General features: G+C 43.4%; 20 protein-coding genes and 1 tRNA gene. 13 read left to right on the top strand and 8 right to left on the bottom strand.

Going from position 1 to position 19443, the window contains the following annotated elements:
- The first annotated feature begins 82 nt into the window (after positions 1-82).
- Complete coding sequence (locus tag LJ658_RS02690; protein WP_230544911.1) at positions 83-1930, top strand: ATP-binding protein; 1848 nt, start codon at positions 83-85, stop codon at positions 1928-1930.
- On the opposite strand, the gene LJ658_RS02685 is transcribed toward LJ658_RS02690, so the two are convergent.
- Positions 1896-2396, bottom strand: a complete 501-nt coding sequence (locus LJ658_RS02685) for a type I restriction enzyme HsdR N-terminal domain-containing protein (RefSeq protein ID WP_230544910.1) — start codon at positions 2394-2396, stop codon at positions 1896-1898. The genes LJ658_RS02690 and LJ658_RS02685 overlap by 35 nt on opposite strands.
- A gap of 53 nt (positions 2397-2449) precedes the next feature.
- On the opposite strand from LJ658_RS02685, the gene holA reads away from it, so the two are divergent.
- A complete protein-coding gene (holA, locus tag LJ658_RS02680) occupies positions 2450-3472 on the top strand; it encodes a DNA polymerase III subunit delta (RefSeq protein WP_230544909.1) in 1023 nt (340 codons plus the stop codon).
- A 203-nt stretch (positions 3473-3675) separates the two neighbouring features.
- Positions 3676-4080 (top strand): EVE domain-containing protein, encoded by a 405-nt coding sequence (locus LJ658_RS02675; protein WP_230544908.1) that lies wholly within the window; start codon positions 3676-3678, stop codon positions 4078-4080.
- A gap of 5 nt (positions 4081-4085) precedes the next feature.
- On the opposite strand, the gene LJ658_RS02670 is transcribed toward LJ658_RS02675, so the two are convergent.
- On the bottom strand, positions 4086-4436 hold the full coding sequence (locus LJ658_RS02670; RefSeq protein WP_230544907.1) for a hypothetical protein: 351 nt from the start codon (positions 4434-4436) through the stop codon (positions 4086-4088).
- Between the two features lie 70 nt (positions 4437-4506).
- A complete protein-coding gene (locus LJ658_RS02665) occupies positions 4507-5028 on the bottom strand; it encodes an acyl-CoA thioesterase (protein WP_230544906.1) in 522 nt (173 codons plus the stop codon).
- Between the two features lie 102 nt (positions 5029-5130).
- Here LJ658_RS02665 and LJ658_RS02660 point away from each other — a divergent pair, with 102 nt between their 5' ends.
- Positions 5131-7383, top strand: a complete 2253-nt coding sequence (locus LJ658_RS02660; RefSeq protein ID WP_230544905.1) for a S9 family peptidase — start codon at positions 5131-5133, stop codon at positions 7381-7383.
- Positions 7384-7477: 94 nt separating this feature from the next.
- Positions 7478-8056 carry a YceI family protein gene (locus tag LJ658_RS02655; protein ID WP_230544904.1) on the top strand — a complete coding sequence of 193 codons (579 nt, stop codon included), beginning with the start codon at positions 7478-7480 and terminating at the stop codon, positions 8054-8056.
- Positions 8057-8180: 124 nt separating this feature from the next.
- Here LJ658_RS02655 and LJ658_RS02650 read toward each other — a convergent pair whose 3' ends face one another.
- Complete coding sequence (locus tag LJ658_RS02650; protein WP_230544903.1) at positions 8181-8621, bottom strand: DUF2147 domain-containing protein; 441 nt, start codon at positions 8619-8621, stop codon at positions 8181-8183.
- 122 nt (positions 8622-8743) lie between these two features.
- On the opposite strand from LJ658_RS02650, the gene LJ658_RS02645 reads away from it, so the two are divergent.
- Positions 8744-9277 carry a hypothetical protein gene (locus tag LJ658_RS02645; RefSeq protein ID WP_230544902.1) on the top strand — a complete coding sequence of 178 codons (534 nt, stop codon included), beginning with the start codon at positions 8744-8746 and terminating at the stop codon, positions 9275-9277.
- Positions 9278-9288: 11 nt separating this feature from the next.
- Here the strand turns inward: LJ658_RS02645 and LJ658_RS02640 are convergent, their stop codons facing one another.
- Positions 9289-11628 (bottom strand): BamA/TamA family outer membrane protein, encoded by a 2340-nt coding sequence (locus tag LJ658_RS02640; RefSeq protein ID WP_230544901.1) that lies wholly within the window; start codon positions 11626-11628, stop codon positions 9289-9291.
- 41 nt (positions 11629-11669) lie between these two features.
- On the opposite strand from LJ658_RS02640, the gene LJ658_RS02635 reads away from it, so the two are divergent.
- The 3 genes from LJ658_RS02635 (at position 11670) to LJ658_RS02625 (ending at position 12752) form a co-directional block, all read left to right on the top strand.
- Complete coding sequence (locus tag LJ658_RS02635) at positions 11670-12419, top strand: RNA methyltransferase (RefSeq protein WP_230544900.1); 750 nt, start codon at positions 11670-11672, stop codon at positions 12417-12419.
- Positions 12420-12466: 47 nt separating this feature from the next.
- Positions 12467-12537: transfer RNA gene (locus LJ658_RS02630), tRNA-Cys, on the top strand.
- Positions 12538-12572: 35 nt separating this feature from the next.
- Complete coding sequence (locus LJ658_RS02625; RefSeq protein WP_230544899.1) at positions 12573-12752, top strand: spore protein; 180 nt, start codon at positions 12573-12575, stop codon at positions 12750-12752.
- Between the two features lie 253 nt (positions 12753-13005).
- Here LJ658_RS02625 and LJ658_RS02620 read toward each other — a convergent pair whose 3' ends face one another.
- The gene (locus tag LJ658_RS02620; RefSeq protein ID WP_230545455.1) at positions 13006-13209 is read right to left on the bottom strand and encodes a transposase; all 204 of its coding nucleotides are present in this window, start codon (positions 13207-13209) and stop codon (positions 13006-13008) included.
- Here LJ658_RS02620 and LJ658_RS20495 point away from each other — a divergent pair.
- The gene (locus LJ658_RS20495; RefSeq protein WP_370632931.1) at positions 13189-13332 is read left to right on the top strand and encodes a transposase; all 144 of its coding nucleotides are present in this window, start codon (positions 13189-13191) and stop codon (positions 13330-13332) included. The genes LJ658_RS02620 and LJ658_RS20495 overlap by 21 nt on opposite strands.
- On the opposite strand, the gene LJ658_RS02610 is transcribed toward LJ658_RS20495, so the two are convergent.
- Both LJ658_RS02610 and LJ658_RS02605 read right to left on the bottom strand, forming a co-directional pair.
- Entirely contained in the window at positions 13292-13477 is a 186-nt protein-coding gene (locus LJ658_RS02610) for a transposase (RefSeq protein WP_230544898.1), read from the bottom strand. The genes LJ658_RS20495 and LJ658_RS02610 overlap by 41 nt on opposite strands.
- A 284-nt stretch (positions 13478-13761) precedes the next feature.
- A complete protein-coding gene (locus tag LJ658_RS02605; protein WP_230544897.1) occupies positions 13762-14805 on the bottom strand; it encodes a quinone-dependent dihydroorotate dehydrogenase in 1044 nt (347 codons plus the stop codon).
- Between the two features lie 118 nt (positions 14806-14923).
- Between LJ658_RS02605 and LJ658_RS02600 the strand changes: the two genes are divergently transcribed.
- From LJ658_RS02600 to LJ658_RS02590, 3 genes are all read left to right on the top strand, one after another.
- Positions 14924-15697, top strand: coding sequence for an SGNH/GDSL hydrolase family protein (locus LJ658_RS02600; RefSeq protein ID WP_230544896.1), 774 nt, complete (start codon positions 14924-14926; stop codon positions 15695-15697).
- A 150-nt stretch (positions 15698-15847) separates the two neighbouring features.
- Entirely contained in the window at positions 15848-17773 is a 1926-nt protein-coding gene (locus LJ658_RS02595) for an ABC-F family ATP-binding cassette domain-containing protein (protein WP_230544895.1), read from the top strand.
- A 378-nt stretch (positions 17774-18151) separates the two neighbouring features.
- Entirely contained in the window at positions 18152-19411 is a 1260-nt protein-coding gene (locus LJ658_RS02590; RefSeq protein ID WP_230544894.1) for a DUF5103 domain-containing protein, read from the top strand.
- Positions 19412-19443 lie beyond the last annotated feature (32 nt).

Here is a 19443-nt window from a genome sequence, read left to right as displayed (position 1 = left end):
GCTATCGCTGAACTTTTAAATTAATTATAACAATGATTAGTTTAAAAATCCATAGTGTAGCGCTTAGGCTAAACAATTGGTTATGAACAGAAAAGTACGGTTTTCTAATTTTTCTATCAGAAGAATCTTATCAAACGATTTATCTATTCTTGACAATGCCCGTTTACGCCTGCTGTACTATGGCTTGGCATTATCATTCTTTACATTGTCTGTGATCCTGGCAGATGTTATATACCAGCATCATATCATTCTGAGTATAACCACCGGGATGATGTTGGTTAGCTCAGTTGCCCTGTTTAAATTTCTTACCTACCGGCCAAGGTGGATAGCCATATCGCATCTTATCCTTATTGTAGCCACTATAGCTAACCTTATTAATATTTTTATTGCGATCCAAAATGTTGATGTGGTTACGGTTGAGGTTATCATTATGATCATGTTGTTTGGTTTTTACATGCTCGGAAAGGAAGCCGGGTTGATCTATTCGTTGCTCAACATTGTGCCTGTACTAACCCTTCTGTTGCTGCAATACAGCAATAATTATGTGTTGCCGTTTAAGCCCGAAAAAGTTGATCAGACCACGACCATTATAGCCGTGTTTGCCTGCCTGGCATTGATTGCTTTTATACACAGTCATTTTTATAATGCCTTTATTAAAACTATCAAAGAGCTTAAAGAAACCAGCGACAAACAAACCGAACTAACCGCCGAGTTCACTTTGGCCATAGAGAAAGCTCAAAAATCATCAGAGGCGAAATCCGAGTTCCTCTCTACGATGTCGCATGAGATCCGTACGCCGCTTAACGCGGTCATCGGCATGAGCAATTTATTAATAACCGGCAACCCCCGGCCCGATCAGCGGGAAAACCTGGAAGTGCTTAAGTTCTCGGCCGGTAACCTGTTGTCAATTGTTAATGATGTGCTTGATTTTAACAAGATCGAATCGGGAAGGCTGGTTTTTGAAAACACAAAATTTAATTTGCCCGAACTGATGCAGAATATTTGCGGGGGCCAAATGATGACGGCACAGGTAAAGGGTATTTTATTTAAACTGGATGTTGATAGTACTTTGAACAGGAAGATGCTCTTCGGCGACCCTACGCGTATAACACAGATCGTATTTAACCTGGTTAGCAATGCCATCAAATTTACCGCCGATGGTAATATCGCTGTTAAGGCAACCTGTATTGAGGACCGCCATAACCGGGTAACCGTTAATTTTTCAGTAAAGGATACTGGTATCGGTATAGAGCAAAAGCGCCTCAATCTTATTTTTGAACCCTTTATACAGGAGTCTACCAGCACCACCCGTCAATACGGCGGGACGGGCTTGGGTTTGGCCATTGTTAAGCGCCTGCTGGAGTTACAGGGCTTAAAAATGAAGGTAACCAGCAAGCCCGGTGTGGGGTCTGAGTTTTCATTCAATATGGAATTCCCGGTAGCGACAGAAGCGTTTGAGCCATCAACAAGTAACCTGCCGCAGATAACTGAAAATGGCCAGACATTAAGCGCCATCCGCATGCTGATTGCCGAAGATAACCCGGTAAATGTTATGCTGATGAAAAAGCTGCTGTCTAAATGGAATATCGTGCCGTCTATTGCCGAAAACGGCGAGCGCGCGGTTGAGTTGATACAGTATGGCAATTTTGATATTATCTTGATGGATCTGCAAATGCCGGTAATGAACGGTTTTGATGCCGCAAAGGAGATCCGTAAAATGCCTGATCCAAAAAAATCAAGTATCCCTATTATAGCCCTCACCGCCTCGGCCTTATTTGATATCCGCGAGCGGGTGCAGGAATCAGGCATGAATGATTATGTATCAAAACCATTTATACCTAATGAGTTGTTTGAGAAGATACAGAACCTGGTTGCTAATCCAACAATAAGTAAGTTTATAGTTGCTGGTAAGCCGGTAGCTCCTCAATAAACTGGTAGTTGTTTTGCCCGAAGTTGATCCGGCAATAAAAGTGTTGCAAACCATTGGTAACAGCAAGCAGGCCTATTTTATGCACCAGGTTGTAACGGGCTACCTGGTCAAAAACCTTTTGGTCAATAGCAACGGCGGGAGCCTTGCACTCAACCAGTAAAATTTTATCGCCGGCCGAATTAAACGCGATGATGTCCGATCGCTTTTGTTTACCATACAGTTTATGCCCGCCCTCCAGCCTTAGTAAACTCCTGGGATAGTTTTTTTGCCGGATAAGGTATTGTACAAAATGCTGGCGCACCCACTCTTCGGGGGTAATGATGATATTCCTTTTTCTTATTTCGTCAAATAAACTCAGCTGCCCGTTCTCATCGGTTATTTTAAATGGATAAGGCGGGAGATTTAAGGGTTGCAGCATGGGTTCTAAGTGAAAAATCAAAAGTAAAAATTCAAAAGCGTTATTCATTATTATTTGTTAACACTGCATTTTTTGCCTTTTGAATTTTTACTTTTGACTTAATGACTGCCGCCGATATAATTAAGGATTTAAAGAACCGTAAATACAAACCGCTATACCTGCTGCACGGCGACGAGCCCTATTTTATTGACCTGGTAGGCAGCCATGTTGAGCATCACCTGCTCCCTGATGCCGAAAAGGGCTTTAATCAAACCGTGTTATATGGCAAGGATACCGATATCATGACCGTGCTTAATGCAGCCAAGCGTTACCCTATGATGGCCGACTACCAGGTAGTACTGGTTAAAGAGGCCCAGGAGATGAAATGGGGCAGTGACAGCGACGACAAAAAAGGCATTAACCCGTTATTGAGCTATTTAGAAAACCCGCTGCCCAGTACCATACTGGTGTTTTGCTATAAATACGGCAAGTTTGATAAACGCAAGAAAACCTATAAAGCGATAGAGAAGAACGGGCTGGTTTTTGAATCGGCTGCTTTGTATGATAGTAAGATCCCTGCCTGGATAGAGGGTTACTTAACCGAAAAAAACTATAAAATTAATCAGCAGGCGTCATTGATGCTGGCCGAGTACCTGGGGAACGATTTATCAAAAATTGTAAACGAGGTAGATAAACTGATGCTGAATGTTGCGGCAGGGCAGGAGATAACCTTAAAGCATATCCACGACAACATTGGCATAAGCAAAGAATATAATGTATTTGAGCTGCAAACCGCTTTGGGTAAAAAGGATGCTTTAAAAGTTAACCAGATCATCAACTACTTTGAAGCCAATCCGAAAGCTAACCCGATAGTGTTGGTACTGGGCAACCTCAATAACTTTTTCACCAAAGTGCTCATCTATCATTACTCCAAAGATAAATCACAACAAAACCTGGCCCGCGAGTTGGGTATCAGTCCTTTTTTTGTGAAAGATTACGAGCTGGCGGCCCGTAGCTACCCATACGCCAAAACCATGCAGATCATCAGCTACCTGCGGGAATATGATGTAAAAAGCAAAGGTGTAGAGTCAAACACCGATCATGGCGGATTGATGAAGGAGTTGATGTTTAAGATATTGCACTAGTAGTGCACTTAGATGCTTGTCATTTCGAAACGAGGGACGAGTGAGAAATCTTATACAAGCGACAAACCTGACAAGCGTTTAAGATTTTTAGCTTCGCTCAAGAGAGAAGTTCTCGCTACGCTTCGAAATGACATAATGTAAGTATAAGTCCTTTTTATTTCACCCCCTTTTTAATAGCTTTACCGCATAACTACAAGCATAACATGAACCATTGGTTAGTAAAATCTGAGCCGCATAAATACAGTTGGGAAAAGTTTAACCAGGATGGCCGCACCTTTTGGGACGGTGTCCGCAATTACCAGGCGCGTAATAACTTACGCGAGATGAAAGAAGGCGACCTGGTGCTTTTTTATCACAGTAACGAAGGCAAAGAAGTGGTAGGCATAGCCAAAGTAGTTAAAGAAGCCTACCAGGACCCCACTACCACCGATCCGAACTGGCTGGTGGTTGATCTCTCGCCGGTTGAATCTTTGAAGAACCCCGTAACCCTTGAACAGGTAAAAGCCGACGAACGTTTAAAAGACGTCGGGCTGGTTAAGCAGGGCCGCCTGTCGGTAATGGGCCTGAAACGCGAGGAGTTTGACCGCATTGTAGAGATGGGCAGTTAATCCGGCTAAAATTTTCCGAAGAAATTAGAGATATCGAAATAAGTTGTCACTTCCTTGCCGTCTGAGGTGATTATTTTTATAGCATCGTAGGGTTTTTTGTCATGAAATAATAACGCCTGGCCGCCACGTTTATGCCCGGGATATTTTTTGTTTAGTATCGCATATTCGGCCTTAATGCCCTCCTGTTCATGTACTTGCGGTAGCTTAAATGCTTTTTCAATGGTCGAACCGTCATTTGCCGCTGCAATTGGTGGCGGCGGGGTTAATACCATGGTTGCTGTTTTTATTTCTGGTTTTTTGGAAGCACATGAGCTTAGCAAAGCCACGGCAACTAATAGTGATAAGGCCTTTTTCATTATTGGTTTCAGATTAAGATTGGTTTAATAAAATTAACGTTTTTTTTCAAAAACGCTAATTTATCACCAGCTATTTCTGCTCCCCAAAAAACAAAGCTTTTAATTCGGTAGCATCATGGGCTTTCATTTTGCCGCCCAGTATCAACCTTAGTTGCCTGCGGCGCAGGGCGCCGTTATACAGTTCTGTTTCGTCGGTAGTTTCTGGTACAAGCTCCGGCACATCAATTTTATAGCCGTCTTTATCCAGCGCCACAAAAGTGTAATAAGCTTCGTTACTTTTTACCAGCGTGCCTGATGGTATGTTTTGTGCCCAGACATCCAGCCGCACTTCTACAGAAGTAGTAAATGCCCGGGTTATTTTAGCCTCAATAGTTACCACATCGCCCAGTTTAATAGAATGTTTAAAAGAAACATTATCAACCGAGGCAGTCACCACAATGCGGTTGCAATGTTTTTGTGCCGATATGGCTGCCGCTATATCCATCCAATGCAGCAGCCGCCCGCCCATCAGGTTATTTAAAGTGTTGGTATCGTTGGGTAATACCAGTTCATTCATTATGGTTAGCGATTGTTTGGGCGTTTTTCCGGTCATCAGTTAGTGTTTAGTGTAAATATACAGCTTAGCCGTAACATCTGTTTGATTATATTGTCCAAGTGCCATAAATGCTTTAGCTTTATCCAAACTGATTTCAATATGAAAAAAACTGCTGCACCATACCTGTGCATAACGCTGGTGTTAATGGGTATACTCCCGTATACCGTTAACGCTCAAAACAAAGCACAATATTCAAGCGCCACCGAAGCATTATTCTCAGCCGGCAGGCTGAGCGGAAAACACGGCCCTGCCAGCGTAAACTGGATCAACGACGGCGAAAAATATTCTTATATAGCCGGCGAAGAGATCCGGTCTATGGAGCCGTCAACCCTAAAAGATGAGCTGATCTTTAATAAAAACGGTTTAATGTTCCCGGGAACGAAGAAGCCGTTCGACTATCAGTCTTTCCAATGGTCGCATGATTCAAAGAACCTGGTTTTTCAGTCGGATTTCAGGCCCATCTATCGTAAATCAGGTATCTCTGATTATTTTGTTTATAACCTGCAAACCAAACAATTAAAACAGGCAGCTAAAGATGCCCGCTCGGCCGAGTTATCTCCAAACGGAAAAAAAGTAGGGATTGAACGTAACGGCAATATGTATGTTTATGATTTTGCATCAGGCAAAGAAAAGCAGTTAACAAACGATGCAACTGGCGACAAAGCCATATTTAACGGCCATTATGACTGGGTGTATGAAGAAGAGTTTGGCCAGCCGCAAGCCTGGAACTGGTCGCCCGATAATAAATATATAGCCTACTGGCAGTTTGATGAGCGTAAAGTGCCGGATTTTGAGATGACCAATTTTGAAGGCCATCACAGCGAAATCGTCCATATCCCCATTCCGCAGGTAGGGGATGAGAACCCAAAAGTACGTATTGGTGTTGCCGATGTTACCACCGGTAAGAAGATCTGGCTGAAGCCTGATGAAACCGGCGATTTTTATATCCCGCGTATTTATTGGACAAGCAACCCGGACGTGTTGGCTATGATGACGCTTAACCGCGAACAAAACCACATGAAGCTGTATTTCTTCAATGTTAAAACCGGCGAGCATCATGTGGTACTGGACGAGAAAAATACCACCTGGGTTGCCGTATTTGATTTTTATACCAACGTAAATGATATGGTTTATTTCCCTGAAAAATCAAAAGAGTTTTTCTGGGTGTCTGACCGCTCAGGCTACTACCACGTCTATCGTTACAGCTATGATGGCAAACTGATAAACCAGGTTACCAAAGGCGATTGGGATATGATTAAGGTAAGCGGCATCAATCCGCAAACAAAGCGGATTTACTATTTATCTGCCGAGTCATCCGGGCTGGCGCAGGAGTTTTACAGCATCGGGTTTGACGGTACGGGCAAGAAAAAATTAAGCGATGTGGATGGGTTCCATACCATAAACATGTCGCCGGATACCAAGTATTATCTAGATACCTACAGTAATCTGACCACACCCACCCATGTTGCTTTGTTTGACGCTAACGGCAAGGCGCTTAAGATGCTGGAGGATAACGCCGGCGTAACCGCCTTCCTGAAAACACATGAATATTCGGCGCCCGAGCTGTTTAAAGTTAAAACCAGTGATGGGGCCACTTTGGATGCTTATATGATCAAGCCATTTAATTTTGATCCGTCAAAAAAGTACCCGGTTGTATTTACCGTTTATGGCGGGCCCGAGTCGCATTCGGTATATAACCAGTTTTCGGCTAACGGCTGGCAGCAATGGCTGGCACAAAATGGCTACATTGTAGTTGATTTAAATAACCGTGGCATATCAAATTATGGCAGTAAGTTTTTAAAGATCGGCTACAAGCAACTGGGCAAGTATGAAAGCCAGGACTTTGCCGAAACAGCCGGGTATATGAAAACCCTGCCGTTTGTTGATAAGGATAATTTTGCCATAATGGGTACCAGCTACGGGGGCTACGCTACGGTATATACCCTGCTTACCCATCCGGGGGTGTTTAAAGCGGGCCTGGCTAACTCGGCTTGTAGCGACTGGCGTTTGTATGACGATGTCTATACCGAGCGTTACATGGGCCTTGCAAAGGAAAATAAGGATGGGTATGATAAAAGCTCAACCTTAACTTATGCCGCTAACCTGCAGGATCATTTACTGCTGATCCACTCGATGAGTGATGATAACGTGCACCCGGCGCAAACCATGCAATTAATAACTGCCTTAACCAATGCCGGTAAGGACGCGGATTTGCGGATCTATCCAAAGGGAGCGCACGGGGCGGCTTATGATTTACAGAGTTATGTGCTGATAACCAATGTAAACTTTCAGTACCTGGAGAAATATCTGAAAGGAAACAATGATTTGCCTAATCTGAATACTAAGAAATAAAAGAGAAAGACATATAAAAGTAAAAATGTATGTTTGAACATGTATATGTAAACGATCTTTTTACTTTTGTTAAATATTAAACATAAATCACAAAATGAAAAAGATCGTTTTCCTTTTTGCAGCAGCGTTGTTATCGGTAACCGCTGTATCTGCACAAACTACCTGGAAAGTAGACAAAGCTCATGCGCAGCTTAAATTTACAATTACCCACCTTGCCGTATCAGACGTTGAGGGTGTGTTTAAAGATTTTGATGTTAGCATCGTAACTAATAAACCAGATTTTAGCGACGCTAAGTTTAATTTGGTGGTACAAACCGCATCTGTTAATACCCTGGTTGAAAAACGGGATGAGGATTTAAGAAGCGCGAATTTTTTTGACGTGGATAAATTTGCCACCATGACCTTTACCAGCACCGGTATTACTAAAACTACGCCAAATCATTACCAGTTAAAAGGCAACTTAACTTTGCATGGTATAACCAAACCGGTAGTTATGAATTTATGGTACCGCGGTACCATAACCAACCCAATGAGTAATGCCGCCGATGCAGGTTTTCAGTTAACGGGCGTCATCAAACGTTCAGACTTTAATTTTGGTTCAAAATACAGCGCGCCCATCTTAAGCGACGAAGTTCAGATTACCGCTAACGGTGAGTTTGGTAAAGCTAATTAAAGATTAAAGATTAAAGATTAAAGATTAAAGATTAAAGATTAAAGGACATTATGTTAAGTAATGTTTAAAATCGCTGCTTTAATCTTTAATCTCTTTTTTTTAAACCGGTCGCTGATCTTTTGTGTTAGGCGCGTGTAAACGTCATGGTTTTGCCTAAAAATTTAAAGTGCCAGTAACCGGTAACTTTAAGTAAGCCTTCCTTGCTGATATGTACCGAGGCGCTATACTCATGGCCGCTTCTTGAATCATATACCCTGCCGTTTTCCCAACTGTCTGATCCGGGTACGTAACTCAGGTCATTTAAAACATCCATGCCCAATAGTTTCCGGTTTCTTAATGCCGGGTCTGGATTATGTTTGTCCGTCCATTCATTCATGCCCTTGCTGGTATCCGTATTCTTGTACCAGATCATTTTCCCTTTAAAGCCGTTGCCGTCTTTATATACCAGTACAATAATAGCTTTGTCTGATGATATCCATTTGCCACATATCCGGTCTGCATCACTTACGCCGGCAGGTTTAGGGATAAAAGTTGTTAAAAAAAAGAAGGTCAACAATTTAAACATTAGCGGGTTATTCAGCATTATCGGTGTATTTTAATTCAAATGATGTTAATAGCGGTATCATCAAATTATATTAACTAATTTTATTGCGGGTTGTTTGTAATTTTCAAACCTAATACTAAAAAATGAAAAAGATATTATTTGTTGTTCTCCTGATGCTGATTGCCGGCAACGTTGCTTTTGCGGATACAATTAACATTAAGCAATTTGTAATAAAAGAAAACCCTTTTGCCGAGAGCGAGATAGCGGTGGTCGCGGTTGATTCGGCGGGCAACATTCAGGAAAACGTTGACGGCGTATTTGCTTTCACGATAAACGGTTTCCAGGAACAAATGAAGTTTGACAAGGGCACGGCATTTTATCGTCACAAGCTTGATAAGTCGGCTTTTTTTTATGTAAAACATATTAATGACAGCGGCACCCACTCCATGCTGTATTATATTTACAAGCAGGATGGCAAGCTGCGCCCTATGCATATCAGCTGGCTTTTACTGGCAATTATACCGCTGGCGCTGATCTTGCTGGGATATATGTTTAAGCGGTTCATCATCATCGCGATAGTGATTTTCTGTATATTTCTGTACTTCAACCATCATAACGGATTAACTGTCCCCACGTTTTTTGAAAGCATATTTGACGGACTGAAAGGGGTGTTTTAATTCGCTGCCGATTAGAATGGCATCCCAATGCCAAAATTTAGCTGCATAAAGTTATAGGTATCGCCCAATGATCTGCCCTGTGCATCAATCCCGGTGCGGTTAGCATCAAGGTAAGCCTGTTTAAAGGCACCGGGATGAAACAACTCATTGGCGTGTTTTATAAGCACCCATTGATCTGCACCGTTAAACTGCGGATCCTTAAATTTAAACGCGGCATCAAGCCTGAATACAAAGAAACTCACATCAAACCGCAAACCTGTACCTATACCAATTGCTGATGATTGCAGGAAATTGTTGAACCTGAATTCGCCGTTAGGGTTATCAGCTTGCTTGTGCAGGCGCCAAACGTTACCGGCATCAACAAACACGGCGCCTTTTAGCTTGGCCCCGAAAAAGTTATTGGCCAGTTTATAGCGGTATTCGGCATTGGTAATAAACTTTATTTCGCCAAGCTGGTCAATATATTTTAGCCGGCTTCTAAGGGTGGTGTCGCTGCCATAGGCCGTGGCACGGTTAAACTGGCCCGGGCCCAATGTACGCGGCAGCCAGGCGCGCATGTCATTTGCGCCGCCGGCATAAAAATTCTTCTCAAATATCAGTAATGAGCTGTTTCCATAAGGCAAACCAATCCCCGGATTTAAGCGCAGAATAAATTGACGTTCGCCGCCAAAACTATGGTATAGCCGCAGATCAATTTCGGCCCGGGCATACTGGGCAAATGTATAACCAAAGAGCGTGCGTTTACCTAACGTATCTTTAGGCGTATTAAAAGCGTTGCTCACGGCCGACAGCATATTACCACCCACATCAAGCGAGCCTTTAAAATAGGTGAAGTTAGAATAGTTATTTAATTGATTGCCGTTTACCTGGTAAGTATACTGGCTGCCGGTAGTAAATACAGTACGGCCAATTAAATAGATATACGAATAGCGGTTTTGCTTTAGCAATTGCTGAAGCGCGGTTGGATCAATATTGCCTTTTGAAAACTCAATGTTTATTGGCGTTACACTATGCACCTTGTTAGCCGTCTCCAGGAAATCATAAGTCACAGAGTTGATAAAACTGGTACGTTCAACCAATCCTTTCTGAAAAAACAGGGAGTAATTGGTAGAGAAAGTAGTATGCGGTACCCCGTATTTACCCGGTTTGGCAAAGTGAAAAGGCGTAACTATCCAGGGGTATATTAAATTGGCGCCTATTTTAAAATCCTGGTTTTCAACACTGGCCGTGCTTGATGTATTTCGGCCGTTATCATACAGTACGCTTAAATTAAGTTTGATTTGCAGGGTAACCGCTCTTTTAAAAATATTCCTGTCGGTAAAGGTATTGCCTACGTTATAGCCGTATCGCCCGCCGCTAAATAAAAACTCGCCTTCTACCCGGTCCGTCATCTGTTTGAGTGGCACCAGCCGGATCGTCGTATTTAGCCGGTTGGTACTGTCGGCTGTTTTTACATACTCCGGGTTTGGCACATTCCTGAACACGTTTAATTCTGAAAGGCGCGAGGTGGTCGTAGTTTGCATCTCAGAACTATATAATTCGCCCTTTTTCTGGAAGATGTAATCTATCACCGGGCGCGGTTTAAACCGGTGCGAATAATCAACAAACCTAAACTGTGAATCAACCTTTAAGGTGTCTTCTTTGGTAGGTGTGCGATTATTGCTGTTGGTTATAATTACCAGTGTGTTATTAATCGTGTAAATGGGGTGAGCGGGCTTATCTGCCGGATTATCAATAACCAGCTTAAGGTCAACCACGCTGCTGTTAAAGGTAGAGTCGTACTCGAAGTTAATGTACTGGCGGTAAAAATCATAGTAGCCATTACGCTTCATCACCTGGAAAAACGCGTCGCGGTCAAAAGCTAAACTATCCGTGTCAAAACGGCCGCCGGGCTGCAGGTGCGAATATTTGGGGCGGTTTGCGCGGTACAGGGTACGTACTTTAGGGTCGTCAATGCTGTCGCTTATCTTGCGTATTTTAAACAGCGGGCCCTCAACGGCGGTAAAAAGCAACTCGGCCTTTTTCTTTTTGATGGTGATGGTATCGCTTACCTTCGCTTTTAAATAACCCTTGCTTTGGATAAATTTTTCAAGCTGAACGCGCGAAAACTCAACCAGGTTACTGTCTAAAATAGCCGGCGGTTCGCCAATGTTTTTTTTACCGTTTTTATTGAAAAGATAATATAACTGCAGGTTAATTACGTTGTTGGGCTGTTGCTGTTTGTCAACATAGTTTAGTGCAAGTTCGGTAAACTCCTTATCCATCCCTTTGATGGTAACTTTACGCACCAATTTTTCATTGCCTTTAAGGTTGCGCGTTAAACTGCAACCCGAACCTGTAAAGAGCAGCAAAATACTTAATATTGCAATACCGTATCTAGTTGTAGTTATATATGCTTTCAAAATCCAATATTAGTTTATTACAGTCCTTACAACATAAAAAATTTCGCAGGGAACACGGCTTGTTTTTGGTTGAAGGCTACAAATCAGTCAGCGAATTTATTGATTCAGCCTACCAAATTGACACGATCTACCATACGGCTGCCATTGCCCCAAAAATGCTTAAATTATCGCAGAAAATGAACTTTCAGGAAATTTCATCTGCTATAATTGAAAAAATAAGCGCCTTAAAAAATCCGGCCGACGTTATTGCCGCAGTTAAACTGCCGCAATGGCCCGTGCTGAATTATACTACCCTTAACAAAAAATTCTCCATTGTGTTGGATGGAATTCAAGATCCGGGTAATATGGGTACTATAATCCGTACCGCCGACTGGTTTGGTATCACTGATATTATCTGTTCTGAGGACTGTGTGGAGGTATATAACCCCAAAGTAGTGCAGGCAACAATGGGCTCGCTGTCGCGGATAAATGTGCATTATGTTGATTTAACGCAGGTTTTAACCGGGACTAAATTACCGGTTTACGGCGCTTTACTGGATGGCGCGAATATTTACAACACTGATTTTGGCACAGAAGGATTGCTGGTGATGGGCAATGAAGGCAAGGGTTTAAGCGAAAAAGTGAAGCAACTGGTAACCAAAGCTGTCACCATACCGGGGCGCGGGAATACTGAATCATTGAACGTTGCGATAGCTACCGCGATATTTTGTTCAGAAATAAACAGAAATAAGCTTAAATAAATATTGGTTGCCAATAAATAATTACTATTTTTGCAATCCTTAAAATTGGTCGGGTGGCCGAGTGGCTAGGCAGAGGTCTGCAAAACCTCCTACAGCGGTTCGAATCCGCTCCCGACCTCACAAGGTTTACAAAACATTAAAAAATAAAGTATCATGGGCGTAACACGTTTAAAAAGAAAAGATAGAAGAAACAAAACTTTCTCAAGATTAGAAGTTCAGTTTTTAAAGAATGCTACCAACCTTGAAGCCGGTAGCCGTTCTGCAGAGTCGCCTAGAAGCCAGGTAACTTTAAACAACATTGTTTTAGCTAAAGCAGCAGCTGCAAACAACTAAGTTTTAAAAGATTTTTTTGATTTATAAATCCTGTCGGTTTTTACCGGTGGGATTTTTTTATGGGCGGGAGGCTCCGATGGAGCCGGGGGCGTGTTTGTTGTATTCTATAAACAGGGCGCTCCTCCGGAGCAATTGATAAGTTATAAATTAACGGAGTGTTTTAACAGTTTTAGACAACTATCAGGCCCCATAGGGGCCCCGTGTTTATAGAAATATGGTAACATAGGTTGGCTCCGTAGGAGCCTCCTATTAGTCAAATGCTATCGTCAATAAAATCAAACAGAAATCTTTCCTCAAACGGGATTTGGAATTTTTCTAATAGATCTAAATATTCTTCTTTGAAGGTTTTCTTTCGATGGTGTTCTTCTTGATTTAATACATATTTTGCCACAGCATCTATATGCGATTGAGAATATGAAAACACACCATATCCTTCTTGCCAGCTAAATTTGATCATATACATCTATTTGTAGGTTTTAGACCGACAATTTTGATTTCGGATTTTGTAAAAGAAATAAAAGTGGAGAGCAATGAATTTATCAACAGCAAAAATTGGGTAAGAGGTAAGGCATGCAATTAACAGCCAACATTTTTGCTTTTCTGTTTTGCACCAGCCCGGTAATGTATTTATGAAGTTCTTCTCTGTGATCCTTCGGAATTAGATTTTGACGATTTTGTACCGCAAAGACAAATTGTAAATATATTTGAGAGAATGTGTTCGCCATATAGAACAAATATAAAATTCTTTAGGAGGCTCCGATGGAGCCATTAAACTTTTTTGTTTTTATAAACAGGATGCTCCGATGGAGCTGTCAGAATAATTAATCGTGCTGATTATATTAAGGGAACGCCTCCCAAAACGAGCCTTTTTTAGCGTTCTATAACAGAATGGTCCCGTGGAACTATCAGAATAATTGATAATGTTGATTGCATCAAGGTCATGGCTCCATAGGAGCCGCGTGTTTATAGAAAAGTCTCATAAAAGGTTTCGGCTCCATTAGGAGCCTCCTTAAAAGCCCGCCAACAACCGCTTATTAATCTGCTTAATCAATCCCGGCCCCTCATAAATAAACCCGGTATACAACTGGATCAATGACGCTCCGGCATCTAATTTTTCCTGCGCATCTTCAGGAGAGTGTATCCCGCCAACCCCAATGATCGGGAATGAGCGGTTTGATTTATCCGCCAGGTAACGAATTACCTCGGTCGACCGTTTAGTTAAAGGCGCCCCGCTTAACCCGCCGGCTTCTTTTTTTAGCTTTTCTTCGGACAGGGAAGACTTATCAATGGTGGTATTGGTAGCAATAACACCGGCAATTTTGGTTTCCTGTACTATTTCTACAATATCGTCCAGTTGCTCATTAGTAAGGTCAGGCGCTATTTTTAGCAGGATGGGCTTGCTTACCCCGTTTTTATTGTTTCGTTGCTGCAGGGTGTTTAATAACTGCATCAGCGGCTCTTTCTCCTGCAGCTCGCGCAGGCCGGGGGTATTTGGCGAACTTACATTCACTACAAAATAATCAACCACATCAAACAGGCGGTCAAAACATTTAATATAATCGCCTGCGGCATTGTCATTGGCCGTATTTTTGTTTTTGCCGATGTTACCGCCTATTATCAGTCCTTTTTGTGCCGCGGGTGCGTTTTTGCGATAGGCTGCAATACGTTCGGCAACCACATCAACCCCTAAATTATTAAAACCCATCCGGTTGATCAGCGCTTTATCCCCGGGGACGCGAAACATGCGTGGCTTTGGGTTGCCGGGCTGGGGGAGCGGTGTAACCGTTCCTACCTCAATAAAACCAAACCCCATATTGGCCAGCTCGCTGATGATCTCGCCGTTTTTATCAAAACCTGCCGCCAGTCCAACGGGGTTTATAAACTTTAAGCCAAAAACTTCTTTTTCAAGCCGCTGGTCCTTCAGGTCCCAGATGGCCCGGCTTAGTGCCGCCCCGCCGGGGAAACGGTTAAAGCGTTTTAAATTTCGGGTTACAAAATAATGGATATTTTCCGGGTCGAATTGAAAAAGTAAGGGCTTTATTAACGAGTACATAGCAGCAAAGTTACTTGTTTAATATTTTGATTTGTAAAAGAATATTGTACTTTAGTTCGTCGTAAATAAACCAACGCTACCGCACCCGGTGCACTTCAAAAAAAACTTAATACCAATTATGGAAGATCAATCTACAAATAACCGTCGCCGTTTTATCCGGAATGCATCATTAGGCACTTTAGCCGCTATAAGCATTCCCGAGATTGTTTCGGCGGCATTGGCTGCCGCGCCTATCGCTAAACGCGTGAATATTGAAAAGGATGATATCATTCTTTTCCAGGGCGACTCAATTACCGATGCGGGCCGTGGTAACCGCGACGCCAGGTTGGCTAATAACACCGGCGCGCTGGGTAACGGCTATGCCTTTATGGCGGCCAGCCAGTTGTTATTGAAAAATCCGGATAAGAACCTGCAGATCTATAACAAAGGCGTTAGCGGTAACAAAGTTTACCAGCTGGCCGATCGTTGGGACGCCGACACCCTGGCTATTAAACCAACCGTATTAAGTATCCACATAGGGGTAAATGATTACTGGCATACGCTAAACGGAAGCTACAAAGGCACCATAGACAATTACATTGCCGACTATAAAAAACTATTGGACCGCACCAAAGCAGCATTGCCAAACGTAAAACTGATCATCTGCGAGCCGTTCGGCGTTTTAGATGTAAGGGCAGTAACCAAAGACTGGTACCCGACATTCGACCTGTTTAAAAAGGCAGCCAAAGATATAGCGGCCGAATATAACGCCCCGTTTGTACCCTACCAGGCCGCATTTGACAAGGCAATAACCCTGGCGCCGCCAAGCTACTGGACCGGCGACGGCGTTCACCCATCAATAGCAGGCGCCGCGTTAATGGCAGAGACCTGGTTGAAAGCTGTAAAGGGGTAGTTTTTAAAGGTAAAAGGTGAAAGGCGAAAGGTAAAGGGTCTTTGCCTTTTGCTTATTATTTGCTGTCATAATAACCTTTCACCTTTTACCTTTCGCCTTTTACCTCAAAACTTTCAGCTTTCACCTCAAAAACCGTACCTTTGCGGCCAAATGATTGCAATAAACAACCTTACGTTCGAGATCGGTGCACGGGCATTATATGATGAAGCCAACTGGCATATTAAACCCGGTGAAAAAATAGGCCTTATCGGCGCTAACGGAACCGGGAAAACCACCCTTTTAAAAATTATTGTAGGCGACTATAAACCTACATCGGGCACCATATCAATGGCTAAGGACCTTACCATGGGCTACCTTAACCAGGATCTGTTGTCGTACTCGTCCGATAAAAACATTGTACATGTGGCTATGGAGGCTTTTGAGCGCCAGAATCAATTGCATGACGAGATTGAAGTTTTGTTAAAAAAACTGGAAACAGATTACAGCGAGGACCTGCTGCATAAACTAAGCGACAAGCAGCACGAATTTGAGGCGCTTGACGGCTATAACATCGAATACAAAGCGCACGAAATTTTAGCGGGCCTTGGTTTCAGCGAAGCTGATTGCCAGCGTAAGCTAAGCACCTTCTCGGGTGGATGGCGGATGCGGGTGATGCTGGCTAAGATCCTTTTACAGGCACCGGATATCCTGTTACTGGATGAGCCTACCAACCACTTAGACTTACCGTCTATCCAATGGCTGGAAGATTACCTGAAAGCATTTAACGGCGCTATCATCATCGTATCGCACGATAGGTGGTTCCTGGATAAAGTGATTAACCGTACGGTTGAATCGCGCAAAGGTAAGTTGAATGTGTACGCAGGTAACTATACTTTCTACCTGGAAGAAAAAGCACAGCGTGCCGAAATTCAGCGTGGCGAGTTTAAGAACCAGCAATCAAAAATAAAACAGGAAGAGCGTTTGATCGAGCGTTTCCGTGCCAAGGCGTCGAAAGCAAAAATGGCGCAGTCGCGGATCAAGATGCTGGACAAGATGGAGCGGGTTGATGATGTGGATGATGATAACCCCGAAGTTAACTTCCGGTTCAAGTTCAGCAGGCAATCGGGCCGCCATGTAACTACTTTGGAGCATATCACCAAAAAATATCCTGCAATTGATATTTTGGATGATGCCGAAGCCATCATCGAAAAAGGCGATAAAATAGCCCTGATTGGTGCCAACGGTAAAGGTAAATCAACCTTGTTACGTATTGTAGCCGGGGCCGATAAAGATTTTGAAGGCACAGCCGTTACCGGCCATAATGTTACCCAAACGTTCTTCGCGCAGCACCAGTTAGAGAGTTTGCATTTAGAGCACCAGATCTTACAGGAACTACAGGCATTTGCCCCGAAACATACCGATACCGAGCTGCGCTCGATCTTAGGTTCGTTTTTATTTACCGGCGATGATGTGTTCAAGAAGATCAAAGTACTGTCGGGTGGCGAGAAATCGCGCGTGGCTTTAGCCAAAGCATTAACTGCCGATGCCAACTTCCTGGTACTGGATGAGCCCACCAATCACCTGGACATGGCTTCGGTAAATATATTGATCCAGGCGCTGCAGCAGTACGAAGGTACCGTGATCGTGGTATCCCACGACAGGTATTTCCTGGATAATGTGGCCAATAAGATCTGGTTCATCGAAGATCAGAAGATCAAACAATACCCGGGCACTTATGCCGAGTATGATGAGTGGAACGCTAAACGTAAGCTTGATCCGAAAGCTGCCGCACCTGCTCCTCAGCCTAAAAAGGAAGAGAAAAAGCCTGAGCCGGTTAAGCAAACCCAGCCGTCAGAAAATAAACATCAGCAATTAAAAAAACTGAACCAGGACCTCACCAATATGGAAGATAAAATAGCTTCCTTAGAAAAAGCGGTAAAAGAACTGGAAGCTAAGCTGGCTGATGACAAGATCTATAACGACGGCGCCAAACTAAAAGAAACCAACGCTGCCTACGCCCAAAAGCAAGCCGAACTTAAACAAGTTCAGCAGCAATGGGAGGCTCTGGCAGAGCAGATCATGGAGCTGGAAGCGTAAAAAGTTCGTTCTTCTTATTTATAATAAAAGCCACATTAGTGTTAATATCAACTAATGTGGCTTTTTAGTTATAGCTGTTTTGCGCTCGTTTGCCGTCTTGCGCTCGTTTGTAACGAGTGCTTAATATTTGATTGCGATTGTATCGCATTTGGAAATGCTAAACCATTGTAAGCACTCGTTGCAAACGAGCGCGAGGGTGTTCCGAAGTGTTCCAGGGTGTTCCGGAGTGTTCCGGGGCGTTCCGCAGTGTTCCGCTTCGTTCCGCAGTGTTCCGCATCGTTCCAGGGTGTTCCGCAGTGTTCCGGGTGTTCCGCTTCGTTCCGCTCACTCAAAGTGGAACACCCGCTGCAAGCTTTAAAATTTTAGTAATATTGCGGTATGAGGAAGTGCGGCTACATCATCCTATTGTTATTCATCACCCTGCAAGGCTTTGCCCAGCAACCCTACGCCGATAGCGTATTTAATGCGCACATTAAAACCATAGAGTTTTACAATACCAAAAAGCAGGCGTCATTTCCGCAGATAACTTTACAGTCGGGCGAGCAGGTGCTTTTAGCTTTTGATGATCTGCGCGGCGGCAACCGCAACTACGCTTACACCCTGGAGCATTGTAACCGGATCTGGCTGCCGTCAAACCTTTCACCCGCCGAGTACCTGCAGGGATTTTCGGACGACAGGCTGACGGATTATACCTATTCAACCAATACCCTGCAAAAATATACCCACTACGAGTTAAAGTTTCCTAATGATAATATGTCGCCTAAAATTTCAGGCAACTATATCTTAAAGGTTTATGAAGATGGGGATAAATCAAAAATAATACTTACCCGTCGGTTATACGTGGTGGGCAACCGGGTAGCGGTAGCTGCCGACGTGGTGCCGTCCGCCGATCCTTCATTACGGCAAACCAATCAAAAAATTAATTTCCAGGTAAGTTATGCCGGGTTGAACGTTCAAAACCCCAATAACGATATCCGTGTATGGCTGATGCAAAACGGGCGTAATGAAACCGGCGTTTGGAATGCTGTACCTACCTATATACGCGGCACACAACTGGTTTATAATGACGTTAGCCTCAATGATTTCCCGGGCCGCAATGAGTTTAGGCGGTTTGATACGCGCAGCCTGCGGCTTAACTCTGAAAGGGTAGGGCACATCTACCGGGATACGGCCTATACCGTAACCTTATTAGGCGATCCGCTGCGAAACCAGGAAGGCTATTCTTTTCAGTATGATAATGACGGCAGCTTCTTTATATTAAACCAGGAGGGTTATGAACCCCGCCGCGATGCAGATTATGCGCATATCTACTTTAGCCTGGCTGCCAATAAAACCGATAAAGACGGCACCGCTTATGTGGTTGGTAAGTTTAATGACTACAAGATCAGCGATGACAGCAAAATGAATTACGACCCTATTAAGGGCCGCTTCTTCACTAACCTGTTTTTAAAGCAGGGAGTATATGATTATGAATATATTTGGGTTGACCGCAATACCGGTAAACCTGACGATGTCCTCCTGGAAGGCACCCATTTTGAAACTGAAAACGATTACCAGCTATTGGTTTACTATCGCCCGGTTACTGCCCGTTGGGATGAGCTGGTAGGCTATCGGCTATTAAATACGGTAAAAAAATAGTGACTCCCGATAACAAAACCAGCCATCGGCTG

The sequence above is a fragment of the Mucilaginibacter sp. UR6-11 genome (assembly GCF_020880695.1).
In the GTDB taxonomy this organism is placed as follows: Bacteria; Bacteroidota; Bacteroidia; order Sphingobacteriales; family Sphingobacteriaceae; genus Mucilaginibacter.
The sequence above is the reverse complement of the archived record's forward strand: the minus strand, read 5'-3'. Positions and strand labels throughout refer to the sequence as shown.